Here is an 18,901-nt window from a genome sequence, read left to right as displayed (position 1 = left end):
GCTGAAACTGCCGCCGTCTTCGGATCGGGCAACTTCAGAATCGACAGCGCCGCCGCGACCGGTGCTTGTCTCAAATGCACTCGACCGCGTTGCGCCGTCCTCGGTGCGTTCGATCGTGTCACTGGCGGACGCTGTTTCGCCCGAGCGGGTATAAGCCTCGCGCTGGCGCGTGAAGGAATCATCTCCGACTGAGCGCGACAAAGACCGCCCGGCCGTGTCGCCCTCCCTGTCGGTGAAGACTTGCGATGTGTTTGTGCCATTTTCCGTGCGTGTGATTTCGCCCAGGACGCCCGCTGTCTGCCCTTCCGGGCCGGTCACTGTACGGGAACGGTATGCGCGCTCGCCCTCCGCGTCGATATCCGCTTCGATCCTGCGGGAGAATTCGCCTCGAGGCGTGGTTACTTCACCCGAACGGCTGACGGGGTCTGCATTGCGTCGGGCTTCGCGACGTTCTTCGCGCTGCTGCTCATTCTGAGCCTCAGCGGGAGCGCCCACGGCAAAGCTTGAAAGGGTCGCGAAGGCCGCAATCGAAAGTACGAGGCGGTTGGTGATTTTCATGGATCTGCTCCTCAATGTTGCACCCTGTTGGCAAGGCGTGCCCGGCCTTGGCATCGGCGTGGCGGGAGGGTCTCTTTATCCCAGGCTCGTTGCCGGGCTTTGCCGGTCCGGCAACGTGTTGTTGCGAAACGTTGCCAACCCTGTGCTCAGCTCTCCCGAAGTTTGGCCTGGTGGGAGAAATCGCGGCCATCTGTAATAATGATTTGCGCGAAACCGAGCACAGCGGCCGTGTTGTAAATATCGAATTCGCTGCTGAGCCCCATTTCTGCAATGGCAGGCGCAGAGCGCATCACCGAGGTCAGACGCGCAAGGATGGCGCGCGCCAGATAGGGCGTCATCGGCCCTTCGGCGTCGAGATAGAGAAACACAAGCGTTTCCCGGTTTTCGCCGACCGCTTGTGCCACGATTGGAAACGTCCGGCCGGGCGTGCTGGCGGTGAGGTTCACTTGGTCGGTAAAGAACTGCCGTTCTTCCGGACCAATGCCGGCCATCTTGCCAAATCGTATATCCGGCGTCTCCTCGCTGGAAATTGGAGGATAGTACCAGCCCTCACCGGTCATCTCGCCGGGCGCGGCGGCCATGTGCGCAGGCGTATCTGCTTGCTCCGCCGGGGAGGTCGTCTGGCAAGCGCTAAGCCCGCTGAGCAACACGATCAGCGCGGCTTTGCTAGCGACTATATGGCTGGATGGAATCATTTCGCGTTCTCCTTTTTCTGGCCTGTGTCCGGTGCATCGGCGAGTGTGCATTCAGATTGAATTGCCTCGATCCGGGCCGACAATTCTTCCTCGGTAGCTCCGGTGAGGACCCCAAGTCGCTCATCATAGGTGCCCGACACGACGCCCCCGATGGCACCAACGGGCGTGACGGACTGAACAGCCGAGCGGGCGCGCTCGCCCCGCGAGGGCATGGCGGCTTCGAGCGCAGCAATGTCGGTCTGCGCCGTGGCGCAATTGATGGGCGCAGCGAGGAGCGTTTCCCGATCGGCATGGCTGGCCGTGGCGCAACCCGCCAGAACGGCGAGCAGGCTGATCGAGGCGAGTTTCATGGAAGTCTCCATTCAAGAGTGGGCCGGATGGAATGAACGCTTGCCTGCACCAAGCGCGAGGCAGGCTGGTACGAGCAGTAATATCAGTATACTGCCGAAAAGGATCCCGAATGCCAGACTGACCGCCATGGGAATCAGGAATTGCGCCTGGATACTGGTCTCCGAAATCATCGGGATGAGGCCGATGAAAGTGGTCATCGTCGTGATCAGGATAGGTCTGAACCGCCGCCGCACGGCTTCGACAATATTGTCCAGCCGGCTCCCGCCCTCTTTTTCGCGCTCGTTGAAATAGTCGATGAGCACGATGCTGTCATTGATGATCACGCCGGACAGGGCGACCACGCCAAACAGCGACGGAAAGGACAGGTCAAACCCAAGCAGCATGTGCCCGAAGATCGCGCCCACTAGGCCAAAAGGAATGATCGCCATGATCACAAGCGGCTGGAAATAGGAACGCAGGACGCTGGCAATCAGGGCGTAGATAGCGAGCATAGCGATCAGGAAATTCCGGATGAGGCCCGCCATTTCCTCCGCCTGCTCGCGCCCCTGGCCCTCCAGGGAAACGCTGAGCCCGGGATAGTCTGCTGCCAACTGTTCCAGAAATTGGTCTTCGATGAGGGCTGTCACGGCGTTTGGCGTGGTGACGGCTTCGTCCGCGTCGGCGCTGATCGAGATGACGCGCTGCCCGTCGACGCGGTCGATCGTGACAAAGCTTCGTGTTTCCTCAAAGCTTGCGACAGTGCTCAGCGCCACTTCTGAGCCAGAAGGCAGCGGAATGCGCAGGCGGACTAGATCCGCAAGGCTGCGGCGTTCGTTCTCAGGGAAGCGGATGAAAACCTCAATTTCCTCGCCGTCCCGCTGGAACCTTTCAACCTCTTCACCGAAATAGGACCGGCGGATACTTCTTGCGAGATCGTCCACCGTCAGGCCGGCTGCGATCCCCGCAGGGGTGAGGGCAAACTCGATCTGACGCTTGCCCGGCTGGGCCGTCGTTTCGATTTCGCTGACGCCATCAATGGTTTCCATGTCCGCTGTCAGTCTTTTCACCGCTTGAAGCAGTGCATCATCGTCGGAGTGGGAAAGGTTGAAGCTCACATCCGCGCCCGCCGAAAGCCCAGACGATTCGAAGGTGAGCGATCTCACCCCCGGTACCTGTCCGACGGCGGCCCGCCAGCGCCGTTCGATTTCGGCCGAGGTGAGATCGCGCTGGTCGGCCGGAGCGAGTTCCAGCGTCGCGACGGCGAGTTCCGTGCGCTGCTCGGTACCGCTGGCACCAAATCCCGAGGACAATCTGCCACCGACGGTGACAGACAGGGAGCGGTAGAGACCCGCGTCCTCTCCGCCAATTCCTGTTTCGAGCGCATCGATCACCTGGTCCATGGCCGCTGCGGTCTGTTCGAAGGGGGTCCCGGCGGGCATTTCGAGCGCGACCGTGATTTCGTCGCCCTCCACAGTGGGGAAGAAGACGAACCGAATATGCCCGCCCGACAAGAGCCCGGATGTCGCGATCAGCAAGGCCAAAGCACTTGCAATGACGACATAGGGAAAACGTACGCTGAGCCGGGCCAGCGGAACGAAAACGCTGTTCGCGATCCCGTCAATGCCTTTCTGGACGCCAGTCTTGAGGTGCAACATCGCGCCCCTGCTCCAGTCCTTGCCATGCGCTAGGTGTCCGGGAAGGATCAGGAAGGCTTCGATCAGCGAAAGGAACAACACGCTAAGGACCACGATCGGAACCGGTCGCAGGACCTGACCGATCGTGCCGGACGCTTGCAAAAGGGTCGCGAAGGCAATCATCGTCGTCGTAACGCCGACCAGTATCGGCACGAAGACGCCTTGCGCTCCGCGGATCGCCGACAGGACCCCAGCGCCATGACGCTGCTGCTGCTCATGTATGTTTTCGCCAACGACGATGGCGTCATCAACAACGATGCCGAGCACAACGATCAGCCCCAGGAGGGATGTCATGTTTATCGTGGCGAACTGGCCGAACAGGATGAAGCCACCGAGGAATGCTGATGGTATTCCGACACTGGCCCAGAAGGCGAGCCTGAGATCGAGTGTCAGAGCCAGGAACACGAAGACAAGGGCAAGGCCCATGATCGCGTTACGGGTCAGGAGGTTGATCCGGTCGCCTATGATTTCAGTCGAATCGCCTACCCCAATCACTTCGATACCCGTGGGCGGTGAATAACTCGAAAGAAAGGCGGCCACCGCTTCCCGCACGTCAAAGGCATCCTCGTCGCCGGCCCGGTCAATCTGGAGAAAAACCGCCGGTTGACCGTTATAGGTGTTGATCAGTGGGACTTCGACGAAACCGTCCGTGATCGTAGCGATCTCTCCGAGTCGGACACGCCGACCATCGCGGTCGCTGATCACCACAATGTCGGAAAGGGCAGCGGCATCATGTGCCTCGGTGTCGGTGCGCAGGAGAACATCGCCGCCCGAAGTGCGCACCGAGCCAAGGGAGAGGTTAACCGACGCGCTTCGCACCGCCGCTGCGACCTGCTCGATGCGCAGATCGTACGCATTGAGATCATCCTCTGACACCTCTATGGCGATCTCGTAATCGCGCGATCCCTGCAGGGTCACCATGCTGATGCCGTCCTCAGCTAGGAGGTCGCGCCGCAGAGTCTCTGCAGTTTGTTTAAGCGACTTTTCGCCCACATCGCCCACAATCGCTAGGCGCATCACCGATGACACGGCTTCGGCCACCGTCACCCGGGGCTCATTGGCGTCGGCCGGCGGAAAGTCTGCGAGCTGGTCGACCGCCGATTGAACGTCTTCCTTCACGGACCGGGCATCTGCGAAATCGCTGAGCTCCAGCGTGACGGAGCCGACATTTTCCGACGCAGTGGAACTGACGCGTTTGACACCTTCCAGTCCCATGACAACGTCTTCGATCCGCCTGGTGATTGCGTCCTCAATCTCAGTAGGCGTTGCGCCCGGATACTCCACTGTGACGGATATGATCCGGGGATCGATTTCGGGCAGCACTTCGGCCTTTGTCTGTCCCATGACGATGAGACCGCCGATCAGCATCGCAAACATCAGGAGATTGGCAGCCACGCTGTTCTGCGCGAACCAGGCAATAATGCCGCGCGGCTCGGACGTGCCCTGGGTCATGGTTGCACCCCATCGGCGCGCGCGTCTCCCACGGCAACGACCGGATCACCCTCCTCAGGATCGTTCAGCGAACCAACGACGATGCCCTCGCCCGTATCGAAAGGGAGCGTCGAAATCACGCCGTCATCGACAAAAACCAGCTGCGGTTGGCGCTGGGCCAGACGGCCGTCTTCAATCACCCAAACGTTACGATTCTCCTGCAGTGCGGCCTCGGGAAACCGGTATGTGCCGGTCACGACAGGACCGGTGATTTCCACATCCACAAAGTCACCTGGAAGGAGCGGAATCTGTTCGGTGAATTCAAGCGTCAGGCGCGCAAGCCGTGTCTGAGGGTCAAGCTCGGCATCTGCGCGCGTGACAGTCGCAGCGTAAGTCACATCCCCCTGCAACGTGAGAACCTGGCGCGGCCGCACGATCGCCTCGCGCCCGTTCAACGGCGACAAGGCTTCCATCAGTGCCGCATTGATCGGGACGGAGACTTCGATCCCGCCGTCTTCATAGGCCCGCCCGTAAGACTGTCCGGCCATGAGGTTCTGGCCGACCTCCACGGCCGTGGCCTGCACGCGCCCGTCAAAGGGCAGCGAGAAGTTGACTCGAGAGAGATTCCGTTCAGCATCGGCGAGCGAGGTTTGCGCCGATCGTACAGCAGCTTCAGTCCGGGCAAGTTGCGGCTCGCGCGCCACATTGGAAGGGACCGGCTCGCCGGGGTTGACGAGTTCCCATTCCCGAATTGCGATTTCGGCTTCTGCCTGTTCGACCTGTAGATCGGCCCGTCTGGCGGCAAGATCCGCGCGGGCCCGGTCGATCGCGGCGCGATAATCGGCGTCATCGAGGCGAAACAGGACTTCACCCCTGCGGAACGTCCCGCCAGAGGCCAGCGCCGGATTGACCCATACGACACGCCCGCCCACTTGGGGACTGAGTTCGATGGAGTTACGCACCTGCACTGTTCCGGTTTCGAGAAGCCGGATCCGGGTGTCACCGATTTCTGGCTGGACGACGCTGGCTGCCAAGCCGGACGAACCAGCGGCGCGGATCTGCGGCGCCGCCGACATGCTCGAAAGAACACGATTGGCAATCAGGCCGGCCGCGAGGACCCCGATGACGAGGATGACCTGCAGTATGCCGTTCAGATGGCCCGTTCTGGCGTGTGCTTCCGGAGCGGATCCAGCGAGCAAATCATCAGGTTCAGACATGGTATCGTCCCAGTCAGGATGAGGAATTCTCGATTGGCTCGGGGCGGACATCTCACCCGTCCAGTCGCCGCCAAGGCTGAGGAAGAGGTCAATCCGGGCATTGGCGATGGCCTGGTCGGTCAGGATGATATTCTGCTCGGCTGCATTGAGGCTGCGTTGGGTCTCCAGCACGGCTAAAATTGAAGCCAATCCCTGCCGGTAGCGCCCCTGCGCGAGCTCATTGGACACAATTGCGGTCGCCAGGGCGGCTTCCAGTCGGTCTTTCTGCTCCTGCAGGCCAGCGAGTTCGGCAAGCGCGACCTCTACATCAACCACTGCGGCAAGGGCTGTCCGCGCGAAGGCGTTCGCCAATTCCTCGGCCCGCGATTTTTCAAGGCGCACCTGAGATTTCAGCCGTCCACCTTGGAAGATCGGCGCCGTTAGAGAGTTTGTGAGACTGGCGATATGCCGATCCCAGTCGAACACCTCGTTCGGCGTATCGGCCTGGAAAGTCAGCGATGCGCTGAGTGAAATCGCAGGATAAAGTAGGGCACGCGCCGAGCCGACATCCTCAAGAGCAGCCAGGTAGCGCACTTCGGCGATTGCGACATCGGGGCGGCGGGAGAGTATTTCAGCCGGACGCCCCACTGGCGCCTCGAACGGTTCCGAAAGAGACAACATACCGGTGAAGGATGTCCTCGTTTGCCCTGGCAGACGCGCCAGTTGTTCGTCGATCGCAAACCATTGCTGGGTGAGGTCGGTGTCGATCTGCGGAATGTCAACCAGCGCGGTTTCCAGGTTCTGCAGCGCGATCTGAACATCGCTCGCCGATACACTCGTCGATCCGGCCTCGTAGCGCTGGCTGGTGAGTTCATACGTGGCGCGAAAGGTGTCCGCTGTGCGCCGGGCAAGGTCGAGGCGGCGTTTCAGTGTTGCCGCCGAGACCCAGCTACGCGCCAGAAATGCAATTTCCCGCTGCTCGCTTGCCTGGACCGAAAGCTCACTCGCGATGGCGTTGAGTTCAGCCGACCGCTTGGCGGCGCGAAGCCCACCAAAGACGTCTGTGTTGAAATCCGTAAGGACGCCGGCAGTGTAAGCCTCTGACCATGAAAAGTCGCCGCCCAGCCCAGGTGTCCTGCTGGTTCCGATCTCTCCAATCGCAGCGAAGGAGGGCAGCCGCTGGCCGCGTGCGATCCTTGCAGCCTCCAGGGTCTGATCCGCCTGCAAGCGCGCTTCGTGAAGGACGAGGGAGTCGCGGCGAAGGATACTGACGAGTTCGCCGAGTTCCTCGCCGCCGATATCGAGCCACCATGCCTGGGGGTCTGAAGGCGATGAGATTTTGGCGCGGAGCTGGTCGAACCCCTCACTCTTGCGGATGCCGACGACGAGTTGCGGCGTCTCCGGCGCCGGGGTCAGCGCGCAGCCGCCCGCTACCAAGCACAGAACAAGGCCTGTGATCGTTCGATGCCCTTGAAAACTCTCCATGCTGTACCCCCCCCCAAGCGGTAGCGCGCCGGTTCGTCCGCCGAAGATCCGACCCGGGCCAAACAACGCAGCGCACCAAAGCTCATGCCCGGCGCGCTGGATCGCGGTTTAGGATTTTTTTGCCTTAGACGCCTCCGCCCGAAGCGCTGACAATTCGGCTGCACTCAGAACCTTGTCGCCATCGGTGTCGCCTTTCTCGAACAGCGGAGCCGGGGCCTCGAGCATTTCGCTCTTCGAAACACGTCCGTCGCCGTTCACATCAGCACCCTGAAGGCCTGCCAGCGCCTCTTCGAAACGAGCCTTCATGGGCCCCATCCGCGGGCTATCCTTAGAATCGATGAAGCCATCGCCATTGCGGTCGAGGCGCGCGAACATGGCGCTACGCGCGTCGAGCATTTCCTGCCATGTGATATTTCCATCACCATTGGCGTCCGCTTCGGCAAGACGCTCGATTGTCTGGGCCGATGCTGTGCCCGCCGCAGCGAAAATCACCGCACCTGCGACCATGGCACAGAGGCTCGATTGGAATTTCGTTTTGATAGTCATTGACGGATACCTTTCAACTTTTTTGCTGATGGAAGGCATATACACACTCCAGGTTTGAGCAGTTTGGCGGGGCTGAAACCGTTTATGGCGAAATATTGCCAATAAGCCGCCCGGCTATGTCCGCAAGTTTTTGGGAAAGTGTACAATCGCGACGAGGCCGCCTTCTGGCCGGTTTTCTATGCGCAATGCCGCGCCATGGGCCTTCGCGATGCCCCGGGCGATGCCGAGGCCGAGGCCTGCTCCACCTGTGGCGCGACTGCGCGAGTTCTCGCCACGCTGGAAAGGCTGGAAGACCGTCTCGAGCTGGTCGTCCGGCAAGCCGGGACCGTTGTCCTCAATGCGCACATCCCGCCCGTCATGAGTTGCGTCAACCCTAACTGTGATTTCACCGCCGCCGTAGCGCCGGGCGTTCTCGATCAAGTTTTCGAACAACCGGCGTAGGGCGACCGGATCGCCGACAATGATGAAATCGTCGTCCGGCGGCAAGCAAACGTCGATGGGGTGGGGCGCAGCGTCGGCCACATCTCTGATGAATTTCTCGAGGCGGACAAGTTCCTGCGGGCCTGTGGGACTTTGGGCACGCGCATAGGCGAGCATGTCTGTGATCAAGGCCTCCATCTGGGCGACATCTGCCTCGATTTCATCGGCTGACACCTCTCCGCGTTCATCCATGCGCAGGCGGATCCTGGTGATCCCGGTCCTCACATCATGGGCAATGGCAGCGACAATCTGTTCGCGCTCCTGGATCAGCCCGTTCAGACGTTCTCGCATCCGGTTGAGCGCAGCTGAAACCCTGCGCAACTCTGATGGTCCCGTCTCCGAGACACCGGGGCCGGCATCGCCCAATTCCACGCGCGCAGCATCCTGCTCGAGCCGGCGGATTGGGCCGAGTGTCACTGAGGCAATCGCGAGGCCCAGAGCCGTGGCCAAGAATACCAGAACGAAGCCTGCAGCGATCAGCGCGATCGGCCGGCGACCAAGTGTCTGCGCAGGGGCGAGCCAGATGTTCAAGATCCGCCTGTCCTCGAGCTCAATGGCAATCTGAAGCGCAGCCGTTCCAACGATCGGATTTCCGCCGGTCTCCTTGAGCCTTGATTGCAGGCGCGCCAAGCCGAGCGCTTCGAAGCGGATGTCTCGGTCCCTCAGGCGCCAGGCCACTTCGCTCTCGCTCATCACAAGTCTTGTTCTTAAACCTGCGTGCGATCGCAGCTCGCCTGCAAAATCATTGCTGATTGCTGCAGAGCGATACCCTCCCCCATAGGCTGAAAGAATGAAGGGCCGGGTATCATCCGGCGACGTCTCCACGAGCCAGACCAGTTCAGCAATGTTTTCAGCATTGTCGGTCAGGGCACGCGGGTAAAGCGCCTGCGTCAAAAGCTCTGTCTGCATCAGAAAGAAGAGAGCGGCGACCACCATCATGAGCGCCGCAAGGGTCAGCCCTGTGATTCTCACAATCAGAGAGGAGAAGGCTCGCTTGAGCCAGGCCATCAATGCGTCACCCGAGCGACGTTTGCTGCAAAAGCATAGCCAAGATTCCGAACTGTCTTGATGTATTCGGGATAGCGCGGCTCGACCTCGATCTTGCTGCGCAGACGACTGATCTGGCTATCGATGCTGCGATCGAAGGGATTGGCAACAGCGCCGCGGGACAGGTCCAGCAACTGATCTCGCGAGAGCACCCGGGGGGCGCGTTCAACAAGGGCAAGCAACAAAGCAAATTCACCAGAGGTGAGCTGAACAGGACCGCTATCTTGATGTGTCAGCGACATCTGCGCTGGAGAGAGATTGAAGGGGCCGAAAGCGAAGACCAGACTGCCGCCCTTGTCCTCTAAGGGCTTGTCGTCCCGCGCGCGGCGAAGGACCGACTTGATGCGCGCCACCAATTCCCGCGGATTGAAAGGCTTGGACAGGTAGTCGTCGGCGCCGATCTCCAGCCCGACAATTCTGTCCACGTCCTCGACGAGTGCCGTCAGCATAATGATCGGCACGTTCGACTGCATTCGCAGCCGCCGGCAAAAGGACAAGCCGTCCTCGCCCTCCATCATCAGGTCGAGCACGATCAGGTCGGCCGGGAAGCTCTCCAAAGCCTGCTCGGCCGCGGCCGCGCTGCGCGCTGTCCTGGCGATCATGCCACTGCGCCCGAGCACGCCTTCCAGGAGGCTGAGGATGTCGGCGTCATCGTCCACGACGAGAATGCGATGAGAAGCTGTCATAACTTCTATTAACCGGACGGGCGCGGGCTCGCCATGCCGATTTTGTGACGCTTGGTTGCCGCACAAAGACGATCGGCAACATTGTGCAATAGTCTGGGTCATTTTCAGCAAATCACAGCAATCGGACCGGCCTAACACGCCTCCTGTAGTTTTTCAGAAGGAGGTAACCCCATGTCATCCAAAATCTCCCTCGGATTGGGCGCCCTGCTTGGTGTTTGCCTGCTGGCCGCATGCGCCACATCACCGGAGCAGGAAGCCGCCCGCGCAGAGGCTCAGGCCCTCATCGATGCCGAGGTCACTGCCCGACAAGGCGAGGCAGTAACACGGGTATGTCCGCGCGGTAGCAATAGCTGGAAAGCGCTCGGAGATGACATCATTCTTATGGAAGCAGGTGGCGAATGGTACATGGCTGAGCTCTCTGGCGCCTGCGACCCAGACTCCGCCTTTGCGGCGATCGCGACACGCAGTGCGTCCGGTTCGTCTTGTCTTTCTCGCGGCGACAATGTTTTCACCGGACGCCCACGCAGCGGCGAACGCTGTGTGATCACGGCACTCTACGAATGGGATGAGGAAGCCAAGGCACCGCCCTCGGATCAGGCAACGGCTGGCGAAAACTAGGGTGTCTGCGCAGCGGCCGTGAGGACTTCTGGTCCCTATGACTGCGGATCGCTCCTGAGAATAGCACCTCAATTGATTGAAGCGACAACGAGCAAGCTGTGACCCGCAATTCATCCTTCCTTTTAGCTGCCATGGCGCTGACGGCTTGCGGCAGCTCGCCTGAAACGCTCACGCCACGGCCGGTCTCAGCTGGTCCGACGAGAACACTGCAAGACCTGAATGGATCGCAGGTTGTCATGCCCCTGGGACTGTTCCTGGCCGGCCTCGATGTCGATCGCGACACGCGTATCAGTCACGCGGAAATGCTTGACAGCGCAACCGAGAGCTTCGCCAACAGCGATGCCGATGGAAGTGCACATCTCAGCCCGATCGAGTTCGCAGACTGGTCGCGAACCAATTTTGGGACTGAAGAGTCTGTTCCTGGCCGCTTGCATTTCGACCGCGACCTAGATGGCCGCATCTCTTTAAGCGAGTTTAATACGACCTTTGATGAGATATTCCTGCGTCTGGACGCCAACCAGGACGGTATGCTCAACCGTACCGAATTGCTGGTGAAAATTGATGGTACGGGTATCGACACGCAGGCCGTCCGTAGCCAGATCGAATCCGAAATTCGACAGGAAATGCAAAACAAGGTCAGCGAAATGTGCCGGCGCGGCGGGCGGCGTGGCTAAAAGCTCCTCCGAGCGGAAATGGAAGACAAAGATCTTTTTTGCCGGTGAGTCTATCAGGGCAGGCGCCTGTCCTCTGATCAAAGCCGCGTTCAAAACCGTCGAGGCGATCTGCACCGAGAGCAGGCTGCAGCGGATCAGCCCGAAACTACTATCGAGACGCGGAGGATTGTAGCTCGTCTTGCTGCGATCACCCTTTTTTGTCGTTACGTTCAAAAGGCGCTAATTTGGCCAGATAACGTACTCGTCGTTTTCGCAAGGCCGATCGACGATCGTTTTGTCGATACAGATCGGACTTTCAGTCTGATGTGGGTAAAGCGGCGGAACGGCGTCGGACCAGTGTGCCGTCATGAGCGCCTCAAGACGCGCGCGGTCTTCAGGGTGCGTCTCCGCGAGATTGACCTGCTCGGTCGGGTCCTCAGCGAGGTTGAACAACCAGGTGCGGTCCTGACGACCATTATAATGCAGCTTCCAGTCCCCTGCCCGCACCACCCGGTAGAAACCGCTCGACCAGTAAAGCGCATCATCCTTCCGGCTGATCTCGCCCGTTCCGAGCGCCTCGGTCAGAATGTTCTGCCCGTCCAAGGTCACGCCTTCCGGAAGCGGTGCACCGGCCGCCGCCGCCAGTGTCGGCAGGACATCAACATGGGCGACGGGCGTATCAATGCGCGTTCCGGGGAAATCTGTCCCGGCCATGAGACAAACATGGGTACGCGAATTCCGCCTTCGAACAGGGTGATCTTCCAGCCGCGATACGGCGCGTTCACCTCTGGCAGGCCGATATATCCCGCCCCTCCATTGTCTGACGAGAAGACAATGATCGTATTCTGCGCAAGACCTTCTTCGTCCAGTTTGTCGAGAATGCGCCCGACCGAACGATCGACGGCGCGGATCATGGCCGCATAGACGCGCAACCTGTGGGGCTCAATGTCGCCGACGGCTTCATAATCCTCGCGCGTCGCCTGCAGCGGCGAATGCGGCCCCCAATGGGCAAGATAAAGGAAGAATGGGCGGTTCCTGTTGGCCTCGATCGCGTTCAGCGCTTCGTCGGTCCAGTAATCGGTCAGATAGCCACCCGGCTCGAACCAGTCCCGCGCGTACGGCTCACCTGCGCGGTTGAATTCGGCCGCATACTGGAAAATGCCCCAGAAGAACTTGTCGATCGGATCGAAGTCCAGCTTCGCGTTGACAACTTCGGGGTGATCTTCAGGCAGATACAAGCTGCTGGCCATCAACAGGCTTTCATCAAAACCCTGAGCGACAGGTCGAAATCGTTCTGCCCGGCCGAGGTGCCATTTGCCGATATGGACATTATGATAACCTTCGCGGCCCAACACTTCAGCGATTGTGACCTCTTCTGTCGGCAGGCCCATCTCGGCAAATTCGAACTCCTGAGTATCGCCGGGGGCATCGAGATTCGCTGTCCCTGCCGGAAGCCCGGATCCCTCCTGCGTGCCCTCAGACAACATTCCCACGATGCGCGGCATGCCCGTAGGCATCGGCGTGAACTCAAAGCCTGTGCGGGTCGGATAGCGCCCAGTCATAAGCATGGCGCGTGACGGCGCGCAGGTTCCGGTGCCTGCATAAGCTTGGGTAAAGATCGCGCCGCTGGCAGCCAGACGGTCGATATTGGGGGTAGGAACGCGGCCATCTGCAACGCCGCCCCCGAATGTTGAAATATCATTGATGCCCAGGTCATCGGCGAGGATGAAAATAACGTTCGGGGGCCCCTGAGACCGATCGGAGCCCGCGCTCGGCGGTCCCTGCTGCCATTCAATGGGTCTGTTTTCGGCGACCTCAACCTTTGCCGCCCTTTGGACCATATGGAACATTATGGCCTTGCGATTGAACCAAGCCAGGGCCCCGGCCCCGATCAGAACAGCGATCAGGCCAATCAGGATACGTTTCCACATGTGCTTTTTGCCCTCCCCCGTCACCGCCCGGGTGTTCCCGAATTCGCTGAGGAATATTCAAGCTTAATTGATCACATTAACGCGTTTCCAATTCAACAAGTCAATGGGACCTGCAGTGCTATCACAGTCCAAAGAACGATAGATCTTATTGCGCAGCTCGGGGCCAATCGACTGGTAAATTGCGGCTTTCTTGATACGGACTGTAGCGAGCCGCTTTACGAGGTTGACCTTAGACGTGCCCCGCGGGGCCCTGACCGGCGAGTTGGAGATACTTCAGCAAGTCCGCACCCTCGACAGCGTCGCCGGGGGAGCTGTTTGGAATCCGGAGACAGAACGAGTAGTCGCGAATCGTGAACAAGTTTAAGGCTGCGCCCCGAAATTTGCTGCACATTTTGCTGCACAATTCGCAACACCCAATATTTTATTATTTTTATTATACAGCGCTTTAGATGCCCTATATCTGAGATCTGCCGGACTCCTCCTCCGCCAGGGCGCGGCCCTAAACTTCCGCCATTTCCAGCCCCTATCTCATTCGGCAATGTACCAGGTCCATGGTCGCCTTGAAATCAGGCGATGAAATCCGGGTGACGGCTCCGAATTCGCATCATGGTAGAATTCTGGCCCGAGACACAAGAAACCCGCCTGGTAACCTTAGTTTCAGGTTGAGTCGGCCCGCGCTTGACCTCTAAGACTATGCGCGGGGCGGACATCGAATCTGCTGCGTTTCGGCCAGAAGGGCGGAAAGTATTGTTGGAATTGATACACAAGGCCGTAGAGGCGCCGCGCGAGTGTGCCTGGATATCGGCGAGCGATTCCGGTGTATCCGAAGTCGTGTCTGTAGGCGGTCCGCCTGCGGGAAGACCAAGCGGCTTCGCCCTTGCTCCTGTCTATCCAGAGTGGTTGGGTGACCGCGGTTTCACGGCCGAACACGGCGCCCGTTTCAACTATGTTGCTGGCGAAATGGCCCGTGGGATTGCAACGCCCAAAATGGTTATCGAAGCGGCCCGCGCGGGCTGCGTCGGCTTCTATGGAAGCGCCGGCCTGCCCCTTGCCGAGATCAGATCGGGCGTAGAGGACATCAAGGCTGCACTTGGCCCGGACGCAAGGAGCTGGGGCGCCAATCTGATCCATTCGCCGCAAGAGCCAGGCCAGGAAAAAGCGGTCATCGACCTTTTCCTGTCTCAAGGTGTCTCACGCGTGTCGGCTTCCGCCTTCATGCGCCTCACGGCAGATGTCGTGCGCTATACCGCGCTCGGTCTGACCCGGGCGCATGATGGCAGCATTCACCGCGCCAACCATGTCTTCGCCAAGGTCTCCCGGGCCGAAGTCGCTGAGGCCTTCATGGCGCCCGCTCCGGAAAAGATCCTGCAGGAACTCGTAGCCGCTGGCGCCATCACGCCCGCGCAGGCGGAGCTTGCGGGGAAGGTGCCCGTTGCCGCCGAGATAACGGCCGAGTCTGACTCCGGCGGCCACACGGATAACCGTCCCGCCTCCACGCTGTTCAGCTCGCTCTCCATTGCCCGGGCGAGGGTTTGCTCCAGGTTCGGTTTTCCTCAAAGCAGCATCCGCATCGGCCTCGCCGGCGGCATCGCCACGCCGCAATCGGTTGCCGCAGCCTTCCAGATGGGCGCCGCCTATGTCCTCACCGGCTCCATCAATCAGAGCGCCGTGGAATCCGGCCTGTCGCCAGCCGGCCGGGCCCTGCTTGCAAAAGCTGGCCCCGCTGATGTCGCGATGGCTCCGGCGGCCGACATGTTCGAGCAGGGCGTGCAGGTTCAGGTGCTCAAACGGGGCACGCTGTTTGCGATGCGCGGCAAGAAGTTCCACGCCTTCTATCGCGCCGGTGCATCCTATGAGTCTCTGCCCGCCGCAGATCGCAAATGGATCGACGATGTGCTTGGCGAGCCGTTTGAAAGCGCCTGGCGCGCCACGCGCTCCTATATCGAAAAGGTAAATCCCGCCGAAGCTGCCCGCGCAGACACAAATGGCAACAAGCAGCTTGCCCTGGTGGCGCGGCGTTACCTCTTCATGGGCGCCCAATGGGCCCGCGAAGGACATCCAGGCCGGATAGCCGACTACCAGATCTGGTGTGGACCCGCGATGGGTGCTTTCAATGAATGGGTTTCGGGGAGCTTTCTTGAAGCTGTCGAAGCGCGCACAGTCCGCCAGATCGCCTTGAACCTGATGGAGGGCGCCGCCCGCATCACCCGGGCCGGTCAACTCCGGTCGATGGGCCTGCCCGTTCCGGCGGAACTGTTCTCCTTCCGGCCAGTCATCTTTGAGTAAAGCCATGACCGAACCACGCAAGCCCGCCACCTTTGATCCTGCCGCGCCGATCGCGGTTGTTGGCATGGGCGCCATCTTCCCGGGCCGCGGGGACACGACCGGCTTCTGGCGCGACATCTTCGAAGGGCGGGATCTCCTCAGCGACACGCCCGCAACCCACTGGCTGATCGAAGACTATTACGACCCCGGCCCCCTCACACCTGACCGCACCTATGGTCGTCGCGGTGGCTTCCTCTCCCCCGTAGCGTTCGATCCCATGGCGTTCGGCATCCCGCCAGCCGCGCTGCAAACAACCGATTCAGCCCAGCTCCTCGCCCTCGTCGCCGCAAAGATGACGCTGGACGATGCCGAGCGTGACAGTGGCGGCAAGTTTGACCGTACCCGCACCAGCGTCATCCTCGGCGTCGCCTCCGCCACAGAGCTCACCGCCCACATGGCCGGCCGTCTTCAGCGCCCCGCCTGGGTCAACGCCCTGCGCCAGGCTGGCCTGCCGGAAAACGAAGTCCAGGACATCGCCGGGCGCATCGAGAGCCATTATGCCGAATGGAAGGAAAGCACCTTCCCCGGCCTCCTCGGCAATGTCGTCGCCGGGCGCATCGCTAACCGGCTGGACCTCGGCGGCAGCAACTACGTCACCGACGCCGCCTGTGCCTCCAGCCTCTCAGCCCTGCAGATCGCTCTGCACGAACTGCGCGCCGGCGATTCCGACATGGTCCTTACCGGCGGTGTCGACGCGCTGAATGATATCCTGATGTTCATGTGCTTCTCGAAGACACCGGCGCTGTCTCCGACAGGTGATTGCCGCCCGTTCTCGAATGCCGCTGACGGCACCATGCTCGGCGAAGGCATCGGTATGATCGCCCTGCGCCGCCTCGATGAAGCCGAGCGGGATGGCAACACCATCCACGCCGTCATTCGCGGCCTCGGCGGCGGATCGGACGGCAAGGGGACCGCAATCTACACGCCCCTCCCCTCCGGCCAGGCCCGCGCACTGCGTCGCGCCTATGAACAGGCCGGCTACGGTCCCGAAGCCGTCGATCTCGTTGAAGCCCACGGAACAGGGACAAAAGCCGGCGACAAGGCCGAAATCGAAGGCCTGCACCAGGTTTTTGGGGAGCAAGCGACAGGCGAAGGCCCCTGGTGCGCAATCGGGTCGGTCAAATCCCAGATCGGCCACACCAAAGCCGCAGCAGGCTCCGCGAGCCTCCTCAAAGCGGTCGAATCCCTCCGCCGGAAAATCCTTCCGCCTACGATCAAGATCGACGAGCCTGCCGACGCCATCCGCGACAGCGCCTGCTTCTACGTCAACACCGAAGCCCGCCCCTGGATCAGCGCCGACACCCGCCCCCGCCGTGCCGGCGTCAGTTCTTTCGGCTTCGGCGGCAGCAATTTCCACGTCACGCTGGAAGAGTACACCGGCCCCGCCGCCGCCAAACCGCCCCGCGTTTTCCCGGCCGAACTCTTCCTCTACAGCGCCGCCGATGCCGGCGCGCTTGCGGGCGAACTCACCGCGGCTGCAAATACCCCGCTTGCTGAAGATGCCTTCGCTGCCGCATCTGAAGTCACGCTGAAATGCTTTGCCGCTGACGCCCCTGTACGCGCCGCCCTCACGGCCACCAGCCCGGAGGATCTCGCCGCAAAGGCCGGCCGTCTCGCCGCGCAGATCGCCGATGGGTCCGCCGGCGTTGCCCCCGTCCCGCAAGGCTGCAGCTTCTCCCTTCATTCCGCCACGCCCGGCAAGATCGCCTTTCTCTTCTCCGGCCAGGGCAGCCAGCACACCGGCATGGGCGCCGACCTTGCCATGGCCTTCCCTGCTGCCCGCGCCGTATGGGACAAGGCCGCCAGCCACCCCGTCACCGGCGCCCTCAAACTCCACCGCCTGGCTTTCCCGCCGGCCGCCTTCGATCAGGTCGAGTTCGGCAACCAGGCCAAGCGCCTGACCGCGATGGAGCACGCCCAGCCCGCCATCGCCGCTGTCGCTCTCTCCCATCTCGCCCTTGTCGACACCCTTGGTCTTGAGGCAGACATGGCTGGCGGTCATTCCTTCGGCGAGATCATGGCCCTTCACTATGGCGGCGCCTTCGACACCGAAACCACGCTCACCATCGCCGCCGCGCGCGGGCGCGCCATGGCAGACGCCGCCGCCTCCAATGAGGGCGCCATGCTCGCCGTCCAGTGTGACGCCGACACCATTCGCCCGCTCGTCGAACAGATCGGCGGCGGCCTCGTCATCGCCAATGACAATGGCCCCAGCCAGGTTGTCCTCTCCGGGCCGGTCAACATTGTTCAGAAAGCCGAAGACCTCATTGTCCAGCGCGGCGTCAAGGCCCGCCGATTGCCCGTCGCCACCGCCTTCCATTCCAGCGTCGTGAGCCCCGCCGTTGATCCATTCCGGGACATTCTCTCCGGCCTGAAGATCAAAAAGCCGCGCCTTCCTGTTTACGCCAATGCCACCGCCGCACCTTACAAGGCCAGGGCTGCGGACATGGCGAGCGAGATTGCGAGCCAGGTAGCCACCCCTGTCCGTTTCCGCGAACAAGTCGAAGCAATGCACGCTGCCGGTGCGCGCATCTTCATTGAAATCGGGCCCGGCAGTGTCGTCAGCGGCCTCGTTTCTGACACCCTGGGCAACCGTGACTATCTCGCCGTCGCGCTCGACAACAAGCGCACAAACGGCCTCGAACAGTTCCTTGCCGCGCTCGGTACGCTCAGCGTCGCGGGGATCACGCTGGACTTTACCGCCCTGCTTGCCGAGACCCCGCCCCCGGTTCCAAAGCTCGCTCCCTCGCGCCATGCCGTGATGCTGACGGGCGCCAATCACGACCGCCCCTACCCGCCCAAAGATGGCGCCGCAGGACGCGCGCCGCCCAATCCACCCCGCACGCATGCTGGGTCCCCGCTGACGCCTCAACCCCCTCCCGCCTCCCAGCCAGTTGCCGCCGTGTCTCCAGAAAGGATCTCGATGCCCATGCCTGATCTTCCCCGAACGAATGATCTGTCGCCCGCTCAGTCCACTGAACAAACCAGCCTTACGCCCCCCTCCGGCGCCGTCGAACGCATCTGGCATGAAGTCTCCCGGCGCCATCAGGATTACCTGCAGGTCACCGCTGCGGCCCATACCGCGTATCTCAACGCGGCGGCTTCCCTCCTTGGCGGCGCAGCCCTCCCGTCGGCTCAAACATCTTCGCCCCCACCCGCCCTTCTGCCCCCGCCCCCACGCCCTGTTGCTGCGCCGGCGCACACCTCCCGCCCGCCACGCAAGCTG

The 18,901-nt window shown here is 61.4% G+C and carries 13 protein-coding genes and 1 pseudogene; 4 read left to right on the top strand and 10 right to left on the bottom strand.

All coding sequences use genetic code 11. The features are described 5' to 3' along the window. The 8 genes from KG722_RS11420 to KG722_RS11385 all read right to left on the bottom strand — a co-directional run. Positions 1–558: hypothetical protein (locus KG722_RS11420; protein ID WP_213271897.1), on the bottom strand; the 558-nt coding region annotated here is incomplete at its 3' end. A gap of 146 nt (positions 559–704) precedes the next feature. Beyond that, the gene (locus tag KG722_RS11415; protein ID WP_213271896.1) at positions 705–1,253 is read right to left on the bottom strand and encodes a hypothetical protein; all 549 of its coding nucleotides are present in this window, start codon (positions 1,251–1,253) and stop codon (positions 705–707) included. Beyond that, entirely contained in the window at positions 1,250–1,603 is a 354-nt protein-coding gene (locus KG722_RS11410) for a hypothetical protein (protein ID WP_213271895.1), read from the bottom strand. Before KG722_RS11410 ends, KG722_RS11415 begins: the two co-directional genes overlap by 4 nt. Positions 1,604–1,615: 12 nt before the next feature. Continuing rightward, positions 1,616–4,729, bottom strand: coding sequence for an efflux RND transporter permease subunit (locus KG722_RS11405; RefSeq protein WP_213271894.1), 3,114 nt, complete (start codon positions 4,727–4,729; stop codon positions 1,616–1,618). Further along, positions 4,726–7,455 (bottom strand): efflux RND transporter periplasmic adaptor subunit, encoded by a 2,730-nt coding sequence (locus KG722_RS11400; protein ID WP_213271893.1) that lies wholly within the window; start codon positions 7,453–7,455, stop codon positions 4,726–4,728. Before KG722_RS11400 ends, KG722_RS11405 begins: the two co-directional genes overlap by 4 nt. A 42-nt stretch (positions 7,456–7,497) precedes the next feature. Next, complete coding sequence (locus KG722_RS11395; RefSeq protein ID WP_213271892.1) at positions 7,498–7,974, bottom strand: hypothetical protein; 477 nt, start codon at positions 7,972–7,974, stop codon at positions 7,498–7,500. A 75-nt stretch (positions 7,975–8,049) separates the two neighbouring features. Then, entirely contained in the window at positions 8,050–9,423 is a 1,374-nt protein-coding gene (locus tag KG722_RS11390) for an ATP-binding protein (protein ID WP_213271891.1), read from the bottom strand. Then, entirely contained in the window at positions 9,423–10,148 is a 726-nt protein-coding gene (locus tag KG722_RS11385) for a response regulator (protein ID WP_213271890.1), read from the bottom strand. Before KG722_RS11385 ends, KG722_RS11390 begins: the two co-directional genes overlap by 1 nt. 171 nt (positions 10,149–10,319) lie before the next feature. On the opposite strand from KG722_RS11385, the gene KG722_RS11380 reads away from it, so the two are divergent. Next, a complete protein-coding gene (locus KG722_RS11380) occupies positions 10,320–10,766 on the top strand; it encodes a DUF6491 family protein (RefSeq protein WP_213271889.1) in 447 nt (148 codons plus the stop codon). A 98-nt stretch (positions 10,767–10,864) separates the two neighbouring features. Then, complete coding sequence (locus KG722_RS11375; RefSeq protein ID WP_213271888.1) at positions 10,865–11,440, top strand: hypothetical protein; 576 nt, start codon at positions 10,865–10,867, stop codon at positions 11,438–11,440. 219 nt (positions 11,441–11,659) lie between these two features. On the opposite strand, the gene KG722_RS15175 is transcribed toward KG722_RS11375, so the two are convergent. After that, positions 11,660–12,022, bottom strand: coding sequence for a hypothetical protein (locus tag KG722_RS15175; protein ID WP_300998450.1), 363 nt, complete (start codon positions 12,020–12,022; stop codon positions 11,660–11,662). Between the two features lie 2 nt (positions 12,023–12,024). Further along, the gene (locus KG722_RS11370; protein ID WP_300998449.1) at positions 12,025–13,350 is read right to left on the bottom strand and encodes a sulfatase-like hydrolase/transferase; all 1,326 of its coding nucleotides are present in this window, start codon (positions 13,348–13,350) and stop codon (positions 12,025–12,027) included. A gap of 750 nt (positions 13,351–14,100) precedes the next feature. Between KG722_RS11370 and KG722_RS11365 the strand changes: the two genes are divergently transcribed. Further along, positions 14,101–15,636: a PfaD family polyunsaturated fatty acid/polyketide biosynthesis protein gene (locus tag KG722_RS11365; protein ID WP_300998448.1), complete on the top strand. Its 1,536-nt coding sequence runs from the start codon at positions 14,101–14,103 to the stop codon at positions 15,634–15,636. Between the two features lie 4 nt (positions 15,637–15,640). Continuing rightward, positions 15,641–18,349 (top strand): annotated as a pseudogene (locus tag KG722_RS15170) (beta-ketoacyl synthase N-terminal-like domain-containing protein); the annotation flags it as partial. Positions 18,350–18,901 lie beyond the last annotated feature (552 nt).

Origin of the sequence: Hyphomonas sp. (genome assembly GCF_018402285.1) — a bacterium.
GTDB lineage: Bacteria > Pseudomonadota > Alphaproteobacteria > Caulobacterales > Hyphomonadaceae > Hyphomonas.
This window is presented reverse-complemented; position numbering and strand designations above follow the sequence as displayed.

Bases quoted from the DNA above. Each gene is read 5' to 3' on its own strand.
- KG722_RS11405 (WP_213271894.1), bottom strand. From the start codon at position 4,729: ATGACCCAGGGCACGTCCGAGCCGCGCGGCATTATTGCCTGGTTCGCG.
- KG722_RS11380 (WP_213271889.1), top strand. From the start codon at position 10,320: ATGTCATCCAAAATCTCCCTCGGATTGGGCGCCCTGCTTGGTGTTTGC.
- KG722_RS11370 (WP_300998449.1), bottom strand. From the start codon at position 13,350: ATGTGGAAACGTATCCTGATTGGCCTGATCGCTGTTCTGATCGGGGCC.
- KG722_RS11415 (WP_213271896.1), bottom strand. From the start codon at position 1,253: ATGATTCCATCCAGCCATATAGTCGCTAGCAAAGCCGCGCTGATCGTG.
- KG722_RS11395 (WP_213271892.1), bottom strand. From the start codon at position 7,974: ATGCCTTCCATCAGCAAAAAAGTTGAAAGGTATCCGTCAATGACTATC.
- KG722_RS11385 (WP_213271890.1), bottom strand. From the start codon at position 10,148: ATGACAGCTTCTCATCGCATTCTCGTCGTGGACGATGACGCCGACATC.
- KG722_RS11390 (WP_213271891.1), bottom strand. From the start codon at position 9,423: ATGGCCTGGCTCAAGCGAGCCTTCTCCTCTCTGATTGTGAGAATCACA.
- KG722_RS11410 (WP_213271895.1), bottom strand. From the start codon at position 1,603: ATGAAACTCGCCTCGATCAGCCTGCTCGCCGTTCTGGCGGGTTGCGCC.